This is a genomic window from Plantactinospora solaniradicis (genome assembly GCF_042658085.1).
GTDB classification, from domain to species: Bacteria; Actinomycetota; Actinomycetes; order Mycobacteriales; family Micromonosporaceae; genus Plantactinospora; species Plantactinospora solaniradicis.
Window position 1 is genome coordinate 1 of the sequence record NZ_JBHSPR010000090.1, and the last position, 15,346, is coordinate 15,346.

Annotated in this window: 13 protein-coding genes; 5 read left to right on the forward strand and 8 right to left on the reverse strand. The window is 66.8% G+C overall.

Annotation, left to right across the window (positions count from 1 at the left end; all coding sequences use genetic code 11):
* Positions 1-223: 223 nt before the first annotated feature.
* The 4 genes from ACFP2T_RS45750 to ACFP2T_RS45765 form a co-directional block, all read right to left on the reverse strand.
* On the reverse strand, positions 224-949 hold the full coding sequence (locus tag ACFP2T_RS45750) for a hypothetical protein (RefSeq protein WP_377433760.1): 726 nt from the start codon (positions 947-949) through the stop codon (positions 224-226).
* Positions 950-995: 46 nt separating this feature from the next.
* The gene (locus ACFP2T_RS45755; RefSeq protein WP_377433761.1) at positions 996-1,340 is read right to left on the reverse strand and encodes a hypothetical protein; all 345 of its coding nucleotides are present in this window, start codon (positions 1,338-1,340) and stop codon (positions 996-998) included.
* Positions 1,341-1,389: 49 nt separating this feature from the next.
* Positions 1,390-2,028 (reverse strand): hypothetical protein, encoded by a 639-nt coding sequence (locus tag ACFP2T_RS45760; protein WP_377433762.1) that lies wholly within the window; start codon positions 2,026-2,028, stop codon positions 1,390-1,392.
* A gap of 551 nt (positions 2,029-2,579) precedes the next feature.
* Positions 2,580-2,918 carry a hypothetical protein gene (locus ACFP2T_RS45765; RefSeq protein WP_377433764.1) on the reverse strand — a complete coding sequence of 113 codons (339 nt, stop codon included), beginning with the start codon at positions 2,916-2,918 and terminating at the stop codon, positions 2,580-2,582.
* A 773-nt stretch (positions 2,919-3,691) separates the two neighbouring features.
* Between ACFP2T_RS45765 and ACFP2T_RS45770 the strand changes: the two genes are divergently transcribed.
* From ACFP2T_RS45770 to ACFP2T_RS45780, 3 genes are all read left to right on the forward strand, one after another.
* The gene (locus tag ACFP2T_RS45770; protein WP_377433766.1) at positions 3,692-4,690 is read left to right on the forward strand and encodes an AraC-like ligand-binding domain-containing protein; all 999 of its coding nucleotides are present in this window, start codon (positions 3,692-3,694) and stop codon (positions 4,688-4,690) included.
* 333 nt (positions 4,691-5,023) lie between these two features.
* Positions 5,024-5,167, forward strand: a complete 144-nt coding sequence (locus ACFP2T_RS45775) for a hypothetical protein (RefSeq protein WP_377433767.1) — start codon at positions 5,024-5,026, stop codon at positions 5,165-5,167.
* 247 nt (positions 5,168-5,414) lie between these two features.
* A complete protein-coding gene (locus ACFP2T_RS45780) occupies positions 5,415-5,711 on the forward strand; it encodes a hypothetical protein (RefSeq protein ID WP_377433770.1) in 297 nt (98 codons plus the stop codon).
* A gap of 949 nt (positions 5,712-6,660) precedes the next feature.
* Here ACFP2T_RS45780 and ACFP2T_RS45785 read toward each other — a convergent pair.
* The 4 genes from ACFP2T_RS45785 to ACFP2T_RS45800 form a co-directional block, all read right to left on the reverse strand.
* Positions 6,661-7,722, reverse strand: coding sequence for an alpha/beta fold hydrolase (locus ACFP2T_RS45785; protein ID WP_377433773.1), 1,062 nt, complete (start codon positions 7,720-7,722; stop codon positions 6,661-6,663).
* A 108-nt stretch (positions 7,723-7,830) separates the two neighbouring features.
* Positions 7,831-8,799: an alpha/beta fold hydrolase gene (locus ACFP2T_RS45790; protein WP_377433774.1), complete on the reverse strand. Its 969-nt coding sequence runs from the start codon at positions 8,797-8,799 to the stop codon at positions 7,831-7,833.
* 93 nt (positions 8,800-8,892) lie between these two features.
* Complete coding sequence (locus ACFP2T_RS45795) at positions 8,893-11,643, reverse strand: AAA family ATPase (RefSeq protein WP_377433776.1); 2,751 nt, start codon at positions 11,641-11,643, stop codon at positions 8,893-8,895.
* On the reverse strand, positions 11,640-12,938 hold the full coding sequence (locus ACFP2T_RS45800) for an MFS transporter (RefSeq protein WP_377433778.1): 1,299 nt from the start codon (positions 12,936-12,938) through the stop codon (positions 11,640-11,642). Before ACFP2T_RS45800 ends, ACFP2T_RS45795 begins: the two co-directional genes overlap by 4 nt.
* Before the next feature lie 696 nt (positions 12,939-13,634).
* Between ACFP2T_RS45800 and ACFP2T_RS45805 the strand changes: the two genes are divergently transcribed.
* Both ACFP2T_RS45805 and ACFP2T_RS45810 read left to right on the forward strand, forming a co-directional pair.
* A complete protein-coding gene (locus tag ACFP2T_RS45805) occupies positions 13,635-14,177 on the forward strand; it encodes a hypothetical protein (protein WP_377433780.1) in 543 nt (180 codons plus the stop codon).
* Between the two features lie 320 nt (positions 14,178-14,497).
* On the forward strand, positions 14,498-15,193 hold the full coding sequence (locus ACFP2T_RS45810) for a hypothetical protein (RefSeq protein WP_377433781.1): 696 nt from the start codon (positions 14,498-14,500) through the stop codon (positions 15,191-15,193).
* Positions 15,194-15,346: the final 153 nt, after the last annotated feature.

Here is a 15,346-nt window from a genome sequence, read left to right on the forward strand (position 1 = left end):
GTTCCTTCCCATGGCCATCAGACCATGATCAAAGAACTCCATGAAACCGGGGGTACCTCAGGCGGGAACCGGAACCCGGCGAACGCAGACTTCGGAGGCAGCCACGGGCGAGAGCGGATCAATGACCTCACTGCTCAAGCCTGCCTTGATCATGCCAACCCTCAATGCAACAGAGCCCGAGATATGGCTCTCGGTGCCACGCCACAACCGGGTTGGTCGCGTATCACCTCGCCAGTTCCGGCCAGTGACCGCCGGGGTACCGGTTGTGCTCGTTGAAGGCTGGCAGGTTGCCGACCTGGGTCTTCAGGTCGTCCATGGTCGACTTGATCTGGATGATGGCCGGTACCAGCAACCCGGCAATGGCGCTCACAGCCGAGATACCGGCGACGGCGCCCGCTAGAGGTCCGCCGGCCGCAGCGGCGGCAATGGCGCCGGCGGCTCCGATGCCGTAGAGGATGAGCCCGCCGATAACCGCGTTGTAGAAGCTGTCGAGGGCGTTCCGGCTCTCGCTTACCACGTTCCTCAGCGCGCTCGCCGCCTCTGCCATCCCGACGACTGCCTGCTCACGCAGAGGTAGAATCGACTGGTAGCTCCTGGCGGCGTCGCCTTTCCAGAAATCGTCGACAGCAAGGGCATTGTCATCCGCCAGTTCGGGGTCGGCGAGAATCTGTCCCACCATGTGCCGGAAGTGATCTTCGATGACTTGCCAACCAACGTGGCTGCCCAGCAGCGCGGTCGTGTTCCCCGGCTGGGCCAGGAAGGGTGTCAATTCGCTTGTGAGCGTGGCTCGTTTTGTGTGGAACTCGGTCATCTTCGTCGCCGCCCGCTCCTTGACCGGCTTAGGGTAGATCGGCAACTTCATCTGGAAGTTGACAGCGGAGACGAGTTTGTCAGCCTTCGAATCCGCGGATTCCCATGCCTTGACGGCGGCCGCGCCATCCTTAGCCATAACGTGATCTCCTCCTTGATCTCCGGTTTGAACGCCCTCTGCGGGTTTACCATTTGAACTTGTGCCGGGCGGCCGCCCGTGCGTCGGTGTCCTCGTAGTTACGGGCCGCCTTGACGAGTTTCAAGCCCACACTGTCAAAATCGGCGGCGCCCTCATCGAGGAGCCTGGCCATCTTCTCCGTGGCCGCGTTGTAGCCGTTGACCAGTCCGGTCAGTTCTCCGAAGAAGGACAGCAACCCTCCGTCGAGTTCGATGCTCCGGACGAGTTGCGCTGTCGTCGTCATCTGGTCGGACAGGCTGTACCACTTGTTGGCGTCGGCGCGGATCGCGGCGAGGTGAGCCGCGGTTTTCTCCTCTCCACCCGCGCTCGGTCCGGGTGCTGAGACCTGCATGTGGATTTTCCTTCCTGCCGGGCCGTGGCACCGGCGGTCATCTTCCGGATCACTGGCGCGGCGTCGTTCCCGTTGACCGGCCGAGTTCGTCGAGTAGCCCGCTTACACCCGGGAGCCCGCGCAGCGGCCCTAGCGACTCGAACGCCCGCGCAGTCGCCTGATCGACCTGCTCGTATGCGGCGCGGCAGGCATCCCGGACGCTCGCTGCGACGCGGTGCGCGGGGGTCGTTTCGAGCCAGTAGCGGTCACCCGACAGCCCGGTGAGGCCCGCCGCGAGACTGAACCGTACGGTGACCCGGTGGTCCGGGCTGCGTCCCTCGACCTCCGTGGTCCAGCTGTCGCCGAGTGTCTGCTCCCATCGGTCGACGAGGTCGAGTGCATAGTCGACGTCGTCCACGATCGCGGCGAGTGCGTCGTTGTCCCCGCCGAGGCGGTCCGGTGTCGCCCGCCCTTCACCGGCAGCCGCTGCCCAGACGTTGGCCCGGCCTCCCGTGTTGAGATCCTCGGCCGACTCCCGGGCTCGATCCTCTAGTTGTGCCATTCGGACAATCGTCATCGCCTCGCTCAAGGCGCCGACCAACCCGTCCACATCGAGGTCACGCAGCCACTGCGCGCGCAACTCCACCTCGGACACTCGGCCGGCGTCGTCGAGGGCGACTCGGACCGTCCGGGAACTATCCCAGCCCATCTGCCCCTCGACCGGTCCCGACGCGTGAACCGATCCGCCAACGCTGTCCGTGTTGGATCCAATCACTCTCATCTGCCACCGCCCCTTCACGGTACGTGCTCCTACCTGCGCCGGATTGGCGACAGGTCTCAACCTGTATGCGCCGGTCACGGGCAGGCTGGACAGCCAGTACTTGACCGGCTTAGGTTGGTCGTCGGGCCACTGGGCGATCAGTCACCGCTCGTGCCACGGGTCACGGGACACGCGGTGCGGGCCGGGCGGACTCGCAGGAAGACCGTGTGAACACATCATGTCTTCTGAGCCTTCGTGCCAGGTGATCGTCTCCGCAGTGCGTCGTCCAGCGGCGCGGACGTGGTCGACCGGGCTGATCGCTGTCTTCGGGTAGCGCGGGTCGGTCCGGGTCGGTGTGCGGCCGCGTCCAGAACAGACCCGCTCTCAGCTAAGTCGTGTCCGCACGTTCGAGCAGGACGGACTGTATCGGCAGGCGCACCCGAAGGAACTGGGTGGGGGCCGCAGCCGGCCCCACCCAGCCGCAAGGCATGATCAGGCCATCAGCAAGCCCGTGCCGCGTTCGAGGTCAAATACAGGGTGTAGTACTCGCTGACCCACCCCTGCCGGGTGGTGCCGGAGAGTCGGACGTGCCACCAGACATCGGTGTAGCCCACAGTCGTCCCGCGTCTCCAGCAGTGCGCATACACGTAGTCGTAGTTGTCGAACTGGCCGAACGAGTCACACGAGGTATACGGGCCGCCGCGATAGTTGACCCCGTCGCCGTCGATCCAGCCCGCCTCGCCGCTCTTGTTGCTCCAAGAGTAGTTGCACGGGGCCGCCGCGGCCGGCGAGGCCGGTGCTACTGCGATCGCGGACGCCGCGACCACCAGAACCGTCAAAAGACGAGCTGCACTTGGCCGTAAGGCCTTCCAGACGTTCCCGATCACAGTTCTCACGCCATCCCCCAAATCGTACAAGCTGTCCGTGGAAGGAAATTACCGGATGACCGATTCCTAGGTCGATGTTGATGCGCGCATGGTTGTTGTCGATACGTGCAAGATCGCCGTGATAGGCGTTTCGGGTTGGAGGTTGCGCTGGAGAGCCTTGCAATCCTTCGCCGCAAGATGTGGAACGCCGCGGCGTCTGGCGTCGGTGACCGGCCGGCTGGCGCCGCCAGCGTGCTGATCGAGGCTGTGCCCGCCGGCCTAGCCTGGGCTCCACCGCAAGTGCACGCTGTTGACTATCCGTGTGCGGCATGAGTCCGCGCCCGAAGCACTTCAGGACGGCCCTGATGACTCCCCCAATGCTGGAAGACGACAAGCGAGGCCGACCGCGACGGTCGAGGGAGTTGTCCGGTACGGACTCAAGGTCAACGCCGTCAACGCGTACTCCGCGCGGTGGCCACTCGGTATGCCTGACTGGGCCCCGGGCCGCCTCCAGCAACGTTCAGCGGCGTCGGAATGGGGCCGCGTGCCAGGTTCGGTAGCATCGACGGTGCTGAGTCGAACCCGGCTGACCACCAGAGCGGCCCGGCTACGGATACGCGGAGCTACGCCCCGACCAACTCGACGGCTCCCCGAGCCACTCGACCTGACGCTCCACCGACTCAACTAGCGGTTCAAAATCTGTACCTAGGACCCGGCGCATTCGCGACTGACCAACCCATCAACACATGTCGGTGTTCTATGTGGGAGGTATCGGGATGATCTGTCTTGACGCGCAGAGCGACGACCTGCGCGTGGTCGATCGGTTGGAATGGTGGCGGGAGCGGACCCGTCGATCGATCTGGCCGTCCACGATCACCTGCGAGGACGCGGACCGCTTCCATGCTGCGGCCCGATCGGTGAACCTTGGCAGCATAGTGGTCTCTAGGCTGACCTACTCATCGTCCAGCTGGAGCCGGAGCGAGAGACAGGTCCGACAGTCGGATCCGGAGCAGTTCGTCCTCGCGCTGAACGTTCGTGGACAACTGGGGTTGTCCGTCGCCGACAAGCAGCAGGTGATCGACCCTCGGGAATTCAACCTACTCGACACCTCACGAGCGTGCCACGGCTGGACGTCCGAGGAGCCCGGCCGCCGAGCCACCCAGATACTGGTGCAGGTCCCACGATCACTCATGCCGCTCCGGTCCAACGCGATCGACCTGTTGATCGCGGAGCGCATACCGGGAACGACGGGGATCGGAGAGGTGGTTGGAACTTACCTTCTGGAGCTGATCCAGCAGGCACCTCGATATCGGCCCGACGATGCCGTCCGGCTGTCGGCCGTCACCCTGGACCTGGTGACGGCACTGCTCGCTCACCATCTCGACGGTGTGGCAGGCCTGCCATCAGACCACCGGGAGGCCCTGTACGCCCGGGTCCTCCACTTCATCGAACGGCACATCGGCGATCCACAACTCTCACCCCGGATGATCGCCACGGCGCATGGTGTCTCACTCCGGTACCTTCAAAAGCTCTTCAAGGAACAGGGCGTGACCATTGCCGGCCGGGTCCGCCAGCGGCGACTGGACCGGTGTCGGGCGGCGCTTGCAGACCCTCACCAATGGTCCTACCCAATTCACAAGATTGCGCAGCGTAACGGCTTTTCCAGCAACGCCCACTTCAGTCACCTTTTCAGCGCCACATACGGCCTATCACCCAGCGACTACCGCCGTAGCCTTCAGCCCTGATCTAGTTGTACTGACCACAGACGTTGATGACGGGTAGGTCTGAAACAGGTGAGGGCCTTCGGGCTCGGTGTGGATTGCGACGTCCTACCCCGAACCTGCGGAGGCTCTCATGCCCAGGTCATTGCGTTCTGGGGTTAGTGCTGGTGACGGCGGTGATGAGGTCGTGTGGGCGGTGGTTAGCGCGTCGGGTGGCGCGGGCGATGTTGGTTTCGCCGTTGGTGCGGTGGTAGCCGATCGCGGTGTTACGCAGGGTAGCCATGACGGCGGGTCCGTTACCGGTCCAGGCTTGATGCGAATCTTCACGGAACGTAGCACCCGGACCCGGACCACGCGGTGGAAGCGCTGCCGCTGTGGCGCCGGTTCGTTGCCGGCGCCGACGACCGGATCGAGTTCGTCGACCCTCGGCGCGCCCAAGCCGAATGGTTCGGCCTCGGCGACCCCTGGCCCGTCGGCGAGCCCTTCCCTCGTCAGGCCTGAGTAGTCGACGCTGTAATTCCGCCGAGGCGGCAGGGCAGCGCGGGGCCTTCCCGCTACCGCCAACGACACGGTCGCCAGACTGTCCGACGAAGCCGGTTGATCAATAGCACGCTCAGAGCCGCGATCCGCGTGCTACGTGGCGTTAGGTCAACGCGGTCTCCTGCGGTGTCCGGACGTGTCGTGATCGCGCATTTACGAGCAGCGCGGAATCGAGGCGGCTTCAGGGTTCAAAGGCGTGCCTGCTTGCGTGGTGCAGAGAAGCCCCGGCAACCTGATGCACCTCTCCGAAGGCCGCCTACGTGATCTGGTAGACAAGGCACTGCAGGACCAGGGGTTCATCGTCTGCCACGACACGCTTCCCCACTACCTACACCCGGAGGTCAAGCCCGCCATTTGCCGTGGATTCGCCGACCGCTACTCCACACAGGCGCTCCAGGTGATCGATCGGCTCTTCGGGTGCATTGAGGTCGACCCACCCGACGAGGACCCGGATTTGGCCAAGCGCACCATGGCCACGGAGGACAGCACCGTCCGGGAGGACTGAGCCCGGCTCGGCCAGTAGGGCGGTGGACCCACAGGTGGGCTGAGCGGCCGTCCGCTCAGCCCACCTGTGGGTCTCCGCGCAAGATGTCGGCCCTTTTTTGCGTTGTCGGCTGGTGTCGGCGTACAAGTCTGAGTACATAGGTAGGTAGGTACGCCGTAAACGTACAAAGATCCACATGACGACGGGGCCCAAGATGGCCGATCTGAGGCTCCCAGCGTTACTCGGTCGGGTGTCCCCTTCGACTACGTTCGGTCACCGCGCGGTGGATGGTTAGCGCGGATCGCGGCAGATCAGTGCACCACGTACCGCGATTCGGCTGCCAGGAACTCGATACCAGATCGGTGACTCGGTGGGCCTTAAGGTGGCCTTACTGCGTCGGTGCCTTCGACGCGATCGATGAAGGTCACGAGCGTCGGTTCGTATTGAGCGGGCGTCGGTCAGTTGGCGGCAAAGGCGCCGAGTATAAGGTCATTCGATGCTTCAGCGACGGTTGCGACGTGTCTGTGGCGTTGCCAACCATGGCACCTGGTCGCGATGGACACGGTGTACGGGAGATGTACGGCGTCCGAGTGTATGACTTGGAGTCCGCGACCGAGCGGGCCGCCGCATCGGATGCAATGCGAGTGGGCCGCGACGAATTCGTAGGTAATTTCGATCAACCACAGGTTGATGGCGCCGACATCGGGGACCTGCCTGAAGTTGGCGCGTGATATGGGTACGGCTTCGTCGTGACCACCATTCCATGGAGCGGGTGAACCGCCGAGGGCCAACCAATACGTCCATCCCGCTGGGAGCCAGTTCATTCTCGTTCCTCCTCGAGTGCGAAACCGACATCGAGCGGCAGAGCTGGCCACAGGCGTGGGTCCGCGCGACCGATGCGGCCGGGTGGCTCGGTGTTGAGCCTCCCGGCCGCGCTGTCGAGCGGTGGCAGGTGCGGGGTGTGGCGGTGTCAGACGTGTGCGCGGTGGCCGATCTGTCGCCGGTACGGGGCCAGGAAGGTGGTCAGGGCCGTCAGCGTCTGCTGGGGAGCTTCTTCGGCGACCCAGTGGCCGGCTCCGGGGATGACCAGGGCTCGTACATTGTCCGCGACGAGTTTCATCATGTCCGCGGTCCCTTGGCCGGCGCTTGTGGCGCCGCCGATCGCCAGGACGGGCAGGGTCAACGGGCGCTGCTTTTGACGCCGCTCGTTCTGCTTGATGGTGGTGTCCAGGGCGCGGTACCACTGGAAGCTGCCGTGCAGAGCTTGCGGGTCGCGGGCGAGGGTGTGGACGTAGTGGCGGACGGCGTAGTCGGGCAGCGGCTTCGCGGCCTTGGTGGTGAACTGCCAGCCGTAGTAGATGTGTTCTCGTCCCCTGACGAGTTGTTCGTTGAGCTTGTCGATGCGGTTGAAGGGGATGTGCCAGAGTCGGTTGTTGCTGGCCATGTCACCGAACATCTCGGGTGATTTTCCGATGCCGGGGAGGGCGGCCTCGGCGACGGCGAGCCGCTCGATGCGGTGCGGGTGGTCGGCGGCCAGGGCGTAGCCGATGGGCATTCCGGTGTCGTGGCCGAGCATGGCGAACCGTTGGTGGCCGAGGGCGTCCATCAGGGCGATCAGGTCTGCGGCGAGGGTGCCGGTGTCGTAGCCGCCCTCGGGTTTGTCGGTCAGTCCGATGCCGCGCTGGTCGACCGCGATGACCTGGAAGTGGCGGGCCAGGGCCGGCATCAGCAGCCGCCAGGCGTACCAGGTTTGCGGCCAGCCGTGGACCAGCAGCAGCGGCGGCCCGGTGCCGCCGATGACCGCGTGCTGGCGCAGTTCACCGGTCTTGATGTACCGGCTGGTGAACGTCCTGTGGAACCCTGCCGGCAGGTGCGGTGCCTGGGAAACGGAACCATAGCCGGTCGGGGTGGGCAGGCGCGGGACAGACGAGTTCGCGGCTGCCGCCGCCGGGGTGGCGGTCAGTACGGCGCCGCCCAGGCCGAGTGCCACGGCGCTCGCGCCCGCTGCGCGGATCACGCCGCGTCTGGTCATCCGGGCGTCGACCACCTCCTCCCTGCCGTCGTTGTCAGATTCGGTGGATACGGGGTCAGAACTCGCACGTGGGCCGAACATCGCCATCATCTCCTTTCGATGGCCGGTCTAGCCGACCGGGGCAGCATCCGGCCGGGTCAGGCTCACTGCGGTCGGAGTGTCGCGGTACGGGGCCAGGAACGCGGTCAGCGCCGCCAGCATCTGCTCGGGGGCTTGCTCGGCCACCCAGTGACCGGCGTCCGGGATGACCACACCGCGCACGTCGTCCGCGATCAGCTCCATCGCCTCCGCGACGTGTCCGCCGTGGCTGGCCTGTCCACCGATCGCCAGGACAGGCATGCTCAGATGCCGGTCCTGGCGTTGGACGTTCTGCTCCACGGTGGCCTCGAACGCCCGGTAGAACCCGAAGCTGCCGTGCAGGGCCTCCGGGTTGGACAACAGACGCACGTAGTACCCGACCACGTCGTCGGGCAGCTTCCCGCCCTGGATGGCGAATTCGTAGCCGAAGAAGATGTCCTCCCGCCCCGCCACGAGCTGTTCGGGCACCTTGTCCACCCGGTTGAACGGAATGTGCCACAGCCGGTCGTTAACCGCTCCCGGGACGAACAGCGGCGGTGACGGAGTCGCCCCCGGCGGTCCGGGGATCTCGGCGAGCGCTGCGCAGGCGACCCTGTCCGGATGATCCGCGGCCAGTGCGTAGCTGATCACGAAGCCGGTGTCGTGACCCACCACCGCGAACCGCTGGTGACCCAGCGCGTCCATCAACCCGATCAGGTCGCCGGCGAGGGTGCCGGCATCGTACCCATCCTCGGGCTTGTCGGACAGCCCGATGCCGCGCTGGTCGACCGCGATGACCTGGAAGTCCCGCGCCAGAGCCGGCATCAGCAGCCGCCACGCATACCAGGTCTGCGGCCAGCCGTGCACCAGCAGCAGCGGCGGTCCGTCGCCACCGACAACCGCGTGCAGCCGCACGTCGCCGGTATCGATGTACCGGCTCGTAAACGTATCGGTGAACCCCGCCGGAAGGTTCGGAGCGCCGGAAACGGAGCCGGGGCCTTGTGCGGTGGATGAGTTCATGAGGACCTCCTTGGTCGCCGTACGGGTGGTAGGGCAAACCGTAGGAACGACCCGGTTGTCCTCGCTAACGTCAGATGACGGTGCCTGTGTACGTCATGGCGCCGTGACCGGGTCCGGCCTCGTGAGAGCCGCGCCCAGTGCGGACCGTGAGGTGATGCCGAGCTTGGGGAAGATCCGGTGCAAATGGGTGCTCACGGTGCGGTGCGACAGGTAGAGCCGCTGGCCGATCTGGCGGTTCGTCAGACCCTCGGCCGCCAGCTGGGCGATGTGGAGCTCATGCGCGGTGAGCTGATCGCGGGCGTCCGGACTGCGGTGTGGGCTCACCTCGCCGGCGGCACGCAGCTCCTGCCGCGCCCGGTCGCTCCACGGAATGGCCCCAAGTGCGTCGAACGTCTCCCGAGCCGCACGCAGATGCCCGCGGGACTGCACCGCTCGCCGCTGACGACGTAGCCACTCGCCGAAGGCGAGCTGGGTCCGTGCGCGTACGAAGGACCATCCGGTCAGGTCCGCGCTCAGCGCGACCTCGAACAGCTCCTCCGCCTTGTCGTCGTCGGCCAGGACGGCGCGGGCGTAGCGCAGGCCGGCATGCAACGCCGGCGACTTTGTCGTCGCCGCCACCGCCTCCAGTCCCTCCATGACGTCCCAGATCGCCTCAGTGCGGCCGCTTCGGACGGCCGCCTCGGCGAGTTCCGCGACCGCGTAGCAGCGCAGCGCGACCTGGTAGGCGGGATCGGCCGGATCGTGCATACGTCGAAGGTGTGCGTACGCGTCGCCGTAGCGCCCGTCACCGAGCGCGGCAAGGCCACGTGCCACCTGCACCGTGGCCAACACCGGACGCGCGCCCGCCGGGAGGCTCACCTGCTCGGCCTGCGACGCCAATACGTCGGCACGATCGTAGTCGCCGCGAAGCGCGGCGATCTCGGCCTCGGACGCGAGCACCATCGCGTGCAGGAACGGCTGCGTGGTCTCCCGGGCCAGTCGGCTCGCCTCCTCCGAAGCCGGGATGGCCACGCTGAGGTCGGCCAGGCGCCCCGCACTCCACGCCTGCGCCCCGAGTGCTCGGGCCAGCAGCCCGAGCCGGCCCTGCGTCCGAAGGCCGGACACCGAGGCCGCCGACAGTCGCACCGCGAGGTCGAAGGCACCCACCAGCAAGGCGGCGGTGCCGAGCAGGCGTTCGACCTGGGGGTCGCCGCTTGGCTGCCCGGCAAGGCCGGCCAGGCGGTGGATGACCGCCGTGCCCCGCTCGATCGGTGCCGCGTACGCGAGAATCGCCATCAACCGTGGGTCCCGTTCGCCGATCGGCAGTGCCTCCGCGACGGCCACGATGTGTTGCCGCGCCGCCGCGCCGGGCTCGGCCCAGAAGCACCGCAGGGCCGCGCTCCACAGGATCCGCATCACCAGGTCCACATCGCCGTCCGCCGCCACCTGCTCGGCGAGCCTGGCCAGCTCGAACGCGCCCACGCTGTCATCACGCATTCCGTCATCGAAGCTGCCTCGGATCCACACCACCCGCGCTCGCTGCTGCGCCGAGAGCTCCAACAGCGACACCTGGTCCAACAGACGCACCACGACATCCTGCCGTCCCGACTCGACCGCGAGATCGGCCGCTCGTAGCAACCGCTCAGCCCGGCGGGCCGGACCGTCGCTGAGCCGCGCCGCGCGCTCCAGCGCCGCTACGGCAGCGCCCACACCGCCACGACGCTGCGCACGATCCGCGGTCGACTCCAGCTCGGCGGCGACACTCTCGTCCGGACCGGCCGCGGCGGCCGCCCGGTGCCAGGCCCGCCGATCAGCCTGCCCGCGCAATGCTTCCGCCAACGCGGCATGGGCCGCCTGACGTTCGGCCAGGCTCGCGGTCTGCGGGATCGCCGAACGCATCAGTGGATGCCGAAACGACACGACGCCGCTACCGAGGTCAACCAACCGTGCCTGCACGGCGGGAGCCAGCACAGTGGCGTCGACCTTGGCGCCGACGGCGAGCGCGCCGGCCTCCAGCGCCTCGGCGACCGAGGTGCTGTCGTTGAGCGCGGCGACCAACAGGACCGTACGGGTGGCGGCGGGCAGCTCGGATACCCGAGCGGTAAAGGCCCGCTCGAGGCGGGCGGTCAAAGGCAGCCGTGCCGGGGCACGTGCGTCGGCTCCCTCCAACGCCTGCGCGGCGCCTGGCAGTTCGGTCAGCGCCAAGGGGTTGCCGGCGGCCTCGTCCAGCAATCGCCCCCGGACCGCTGGGGCAAGGCCGGGAGCGACCGCATCGAGCAGGCTCGCCGCCGCGTCCTCGGACAAACGCTCGAGGCTCAACAACGCCAGCCCAGCCTCTTGCAGAGGCGACGCGACCCCATCACGAACGGCAGCCAGCAGCGCCATCGGCTCCGACTGCACCCGCCGCGCCACGAAACCGAGGACGTCGGCGCTGGACCGATCCAGCCAATGTGCGTCCTCGACGACGACCATCACCGGGGCGTGGGCGGCGACGTCGGCCAGGAGGTTCAACACAGCCAAACCGACCAGATAGGCATCCGGCACCACCCGGTCGGTGATACCCAACGCGGCCTGGACCGCGTCGCGCTGAGGCGCCGGCAGCAGGTCGATACCCGTACGGATCGGATGAAGAATCTGATGAAGGCCGGCGTAGGGCAGGTGCACCTCGGACTCGGCCCCGACCGCGGTGAGCACCCGCATACCAGCCGCGCCCGCAAGCGCCGCGCCGTGCGCCAGCAGCGTGGTCTTGCCGATTCCCGCTTCACCTCGAACCAGCAGGGCACCACCCTGGTCGTCAACGCCATCGATCAGCTCGGCCAGACGCTTGGCCTCCCGTTCCCGGCCGAACATCGACACGGTTCTCATGCCGGACCTGGGCTGTCCTGCATGCGCACGCGGCCTCCACGAACACCAGCAGACTGTTGGATGCCGCTGCCGGGTATACCGGGGAAGGCCGCGACGACCACGGCCGCCAGGAGCGCGGGCAGGGCGAACCCGTAGAACCCCGCCGCCACTGGGAACCGCTCCGCAAGCAGCCAGCCTCCATACACCGGTCCGAGTACACCCCCGAGCCGGCCGATACCGAGCGCGGCACCCACTGCGGTGCCGCGGTGCATCGTCGGGTACGAGGCGGCGACATAAGCGTTGACAAGGAACTGGGCGTTGACAGCGCCGACACCCACGACCGCCACCAGGGCGTAACCGGCCAGCATCGGCGGGGCCTGGGCAAGCAGCGCGAACGCCGCGCTCGCCGCCACGAAGGACCCGAAGATGACCCGCCGCCCACCGAACCGGTCGGCCAGCCGGGAAGACATCAGGGAACCGGCAACCACGCCAAAGTTGAGCGCAAGCAGAAACCTCAACGACGATCCGAGGTCGTACCCGGCTCGATTCATCAACAGCGGCAACCACGTGTACGAGCCGAACAGCACGAGCAGGCTCAGAAACGTCGCTGTCCAGAACAGCAGTGTCCGGGACGCGTAGTCGCGGCTCAGGAGCAGCGGCCAGGACCCCGCGGGGATCGATGGCTGCCCGGCGGCACGTTCGCGGGCAACCAGGAACTCACCCGACTCCGGCAGCCAGCGCAGTAGCACCGGGACAAGCACGACGACCGGCAGCACTCCGACGAGGAACATGGCACGAAACCCGCTGCCAGCCAACGCGATCGCTGACACCGCGCTCAGCGCACCACCAACCCCGATCCCACCGAACACGACGCCCTGATACAGGTTGCGGCGACCGGGCGGTGCGAACTCGGCCACGAACGCCGCCGCGGTCGGCAGCAGCACACCCGTGCCGAGCCCGACCACGAGGCGGCCGCCCCCGAACACCACCGGCGTTGGAGCAGCCGCACACACCAGCATCCCAAAACTGAAGACGACCACGCCACTCACCAACACCGGCCGGCGCCCGAGACGATCGGCAAACAGGCTCGCCACGATAGCGCCGAACAGCATCCCGACTAGGGCCGCCGACCCGAGTAGTCCGATCTCCCGCTCGCCCAGTTCCCACGCGTCGACCCTAAGCAGCATCGGAACGGCCGCCCCGTACACCACGATGTCGTAGCCCTCGACGACGAGAACCGCCCAGCACAGCGCCAACGTGACCTGCTGACTCCGCCGGACCGCCGGCCCCGATCCCAACCTGGTCACGAGCCCCACCCCTCGCGGCGTCGAAACCAGCCGACATCACCCAAATCGCGCATCCAAGGGCGGACTAGATCGCTGGCACACGCCGATTATCGACGTCTGCGACCCACGGCGCCAGACATCGCAACGCGAAGCAGACATGCGTGCGCCACCACGCTGCCGACAGGAACTGACGGCCCCGGAGCCCGCATAGCGTTATCCATCATGGCCGGGCAATTCCCACGAACACGCCAAGACGACGCGTCACCATCGCCGCGCGGCTCAGGCTGAACGCTGCCTATGATCTGGCAGACAGCCTGCCGAGCGGTTCACCCTGGCACGCTAACCACGAGCAGTTCGACCTCCTGACGAACCTATCTTCTCGGGGATCTTGTAGCCGGACACCTACATTCGACTGCACCACGCCGCACAACAACCCAACTACCCCCAGAACACCCTCGGATGAACCTTCTCGATCGGAACTCGTCTATGTAACAGCCGGTCGAAGCATAGGGGAAGCGTCCGGGGACGACAGGGCCACGCGCTCTCATTCGGCATGTAAGAGCCCTTGATCAGGTGCGCGCTCATCGGCAGTTGCGGACGTCGGCCGGCCCTGGAGGCCGCCCACGGAGCGTGACGGCTACGGCTGGTGGGGGCGCGCACGCTCGGCGGCAGATCCGGGCACGTGGGTGCGAGAGACTGACCTTGTGCGAAGGACCGGACGAGCAAGTGACGGTAGGCGTGCCGCTGTCAAGAGCGTGGCTGCCTATCTTGCAGACGACGATGCAGAGGTCTACAACCTCACTCAGGCCGCCGTCCAGCAATGCGCTGGCGGCCGCGCTGGACCTGACAGCCCTTGCAGCGGACGTGGTCATCGAGCTGGCTGCCTCGAAAGGAGGCAGGCCCGAGCAGATTCTTCGGTCGCTCGGACAGGGGAAGACGGGTGAGTCGTTGTACTCGTCTGATCCGGCGAGCCACAACCCTGCTCAGTCTGAAGCCGTGCAGGTCGTCTACCCCGATTCGCTGGACGAGCACGACTGGGCAATGACTGAGGCCAAGGGCTGGATTGAGGTAGTCGTCCGCTGGCCCGGGCGCGAGAAGGCGATCACCTTCTACGATCCGACCCGGTTGGCTCAGGAAGTGCAGAGTGCCATGACGATGCCCGGCTACTTCGCCGAGCGGGCTGTCGCCGTCGTACCAACGGTAACCAGGGAAGCGATCGAAGCTGCCGTGGCCCTGATGGCGCAACGTGATTTCGCCGACGTCGTTTGAGGTGCTGTTCCGGGGGACGGCGAGCAGCAGCAACCCGTGCGGCAGACGCCCGCGCGAAGCCGGTTACAAGCGGTGACGGTCGGACGCACGGACGCCGCCCGGTCGGCGGCAAATCCGGATGCCAAGGGAGTTCGTGCTGTGATCCGCGCCGGCGGATGCATCCCGTCCTGAATTGCATCGACAGAGTCGCTGGTCAGCTCTACCGTGCACTGGTGTCTCGTGACCAGCCTCCATTGGCTGTCCTGCATGGATTTGGTGTCGACGGGCCAGCCCGACCGCTGGACGGTGGACAGGGCACCTCGTGGGTTGCGGGGAACCTGGTGTTCAAGCCAGGCGACGGCCCGCTGCACGAATGGCTCGCTGGTGCGCTCGCCGATGTGACGCCTGACGGCTTCCGTGTCGCCGAGCCGGTCTGTACCCGTGAAGGCGCTTGGGTGTGTCACGGGTGGTCTGCCACGCGGTGGGTCGAGGGCAGCGAACCGGACCACTCCGCAATGTCGACGTGGCAGGAGATCCTTGCCGCCGGACGGGCGTTTCACCGGGCGGTGGCTCATCTTGGCCGCCCGGACCTCCTCGATCGGCGGCAGGACTGGTGGGCACGGGCGGACAGGGCGGTCTGGGGCGAGCGGGACATCCGGTTCCGCCCGGAGTTCGCCGCCGTGGCGCGACGGCTGCAGGACGCGCCGGAGCCGCTCGGGCGCCCTCAGATCGTGCACGCGGATCTGACGAATAACGTTTTGTTCGCTCCCGGACGCGCTCCGGCGGTCATCGACATCTCGCCCTACTGGCGGCCACCGGAGTATGCCGAGGGCGTCGTGGTGGCTGACGCGCTCTGCTGGCACAGCGCATCAGCGTCCCTGTTGGAGACGGTGGATGTGTCGGTGGCATCGGTAGCTCGTGCACTGCTGTTCCGGATGGCTACCACGAACGAACGCGTCGCTTCCGGAGCCGATAGAGCAGACCTTAAGGACGAAGCCCGACGGTACGCTCTCGCGACCGCAGCCTTAGGCTTGTGAGACACGAATCCTGGTGACACGCCCCCCGGGATCTGGCCCACAGCATCAACTGAAGGACCGCAACGCAAGCCGTCCAGCGGCGTACTCAACTCGGCTAGTGCCTCGTCATGCAGCCTTGAACGGGTAATCCGGGTGTCGGATCTTGGAGTTGAT

Excerpts from the sequence above, each read along its gene's own strand:
- ACFP2T_RS45760 (WP_377433762.1), bottom strand. The coding sequence starts at position 2,028 with ATGGGCTGGGATAGTTCCCGGACGGTCCGAGTCGCCCTCGACGACGCC.
- ACFP2T_RS45755 (WP_377433761.1), bottom strand. The coding sequence starts at position 1,340 with ATGCAGGTCTCAGCACCCGGACCGAGCGCGGGTGGAGAGGAGAAAACC.
- ACFP2T_RS45785 (WP_377433773.1), bottom strand. The coding sequence starts at position 7,722 with ATGACCAGACGCGGCGTGATCCGCGCAGCGGGCGCGAGCGCCGTGGCA.
- ACFP2T_RS45750 (WP_377433760.1), bottom strand. The coding sequence starts at position 949 with ATGGCTAAGGATGGCGCGGCCGCCGTCAAGGCATGGGAATCCGCGGAT.
- ACFP2T_RS45790 (WP_377433774.1), bottom strand. The coding sequence starts at position 8,799 with ATGAACTCATCCACCGCACAAGGCCCCGGCTCCGTTTCCGGCGCTCCG.
- ACFP2T_RS45770 (WP_377433766.1), top strand. The coding sequence starts at position 3,692 with ATGTCGGTGTTCTATGTGGGAGGTATCGGGATGATCTGTCTTGACGCG.
- ACFP2T_RS45795 (WP_377433776.1), bottom strand. The coding sequence starts at position 11,643 with ATGAGAACCGTGTCGATGTTCGGCCGGGAACGGGAGGCCAAGCGTCTG.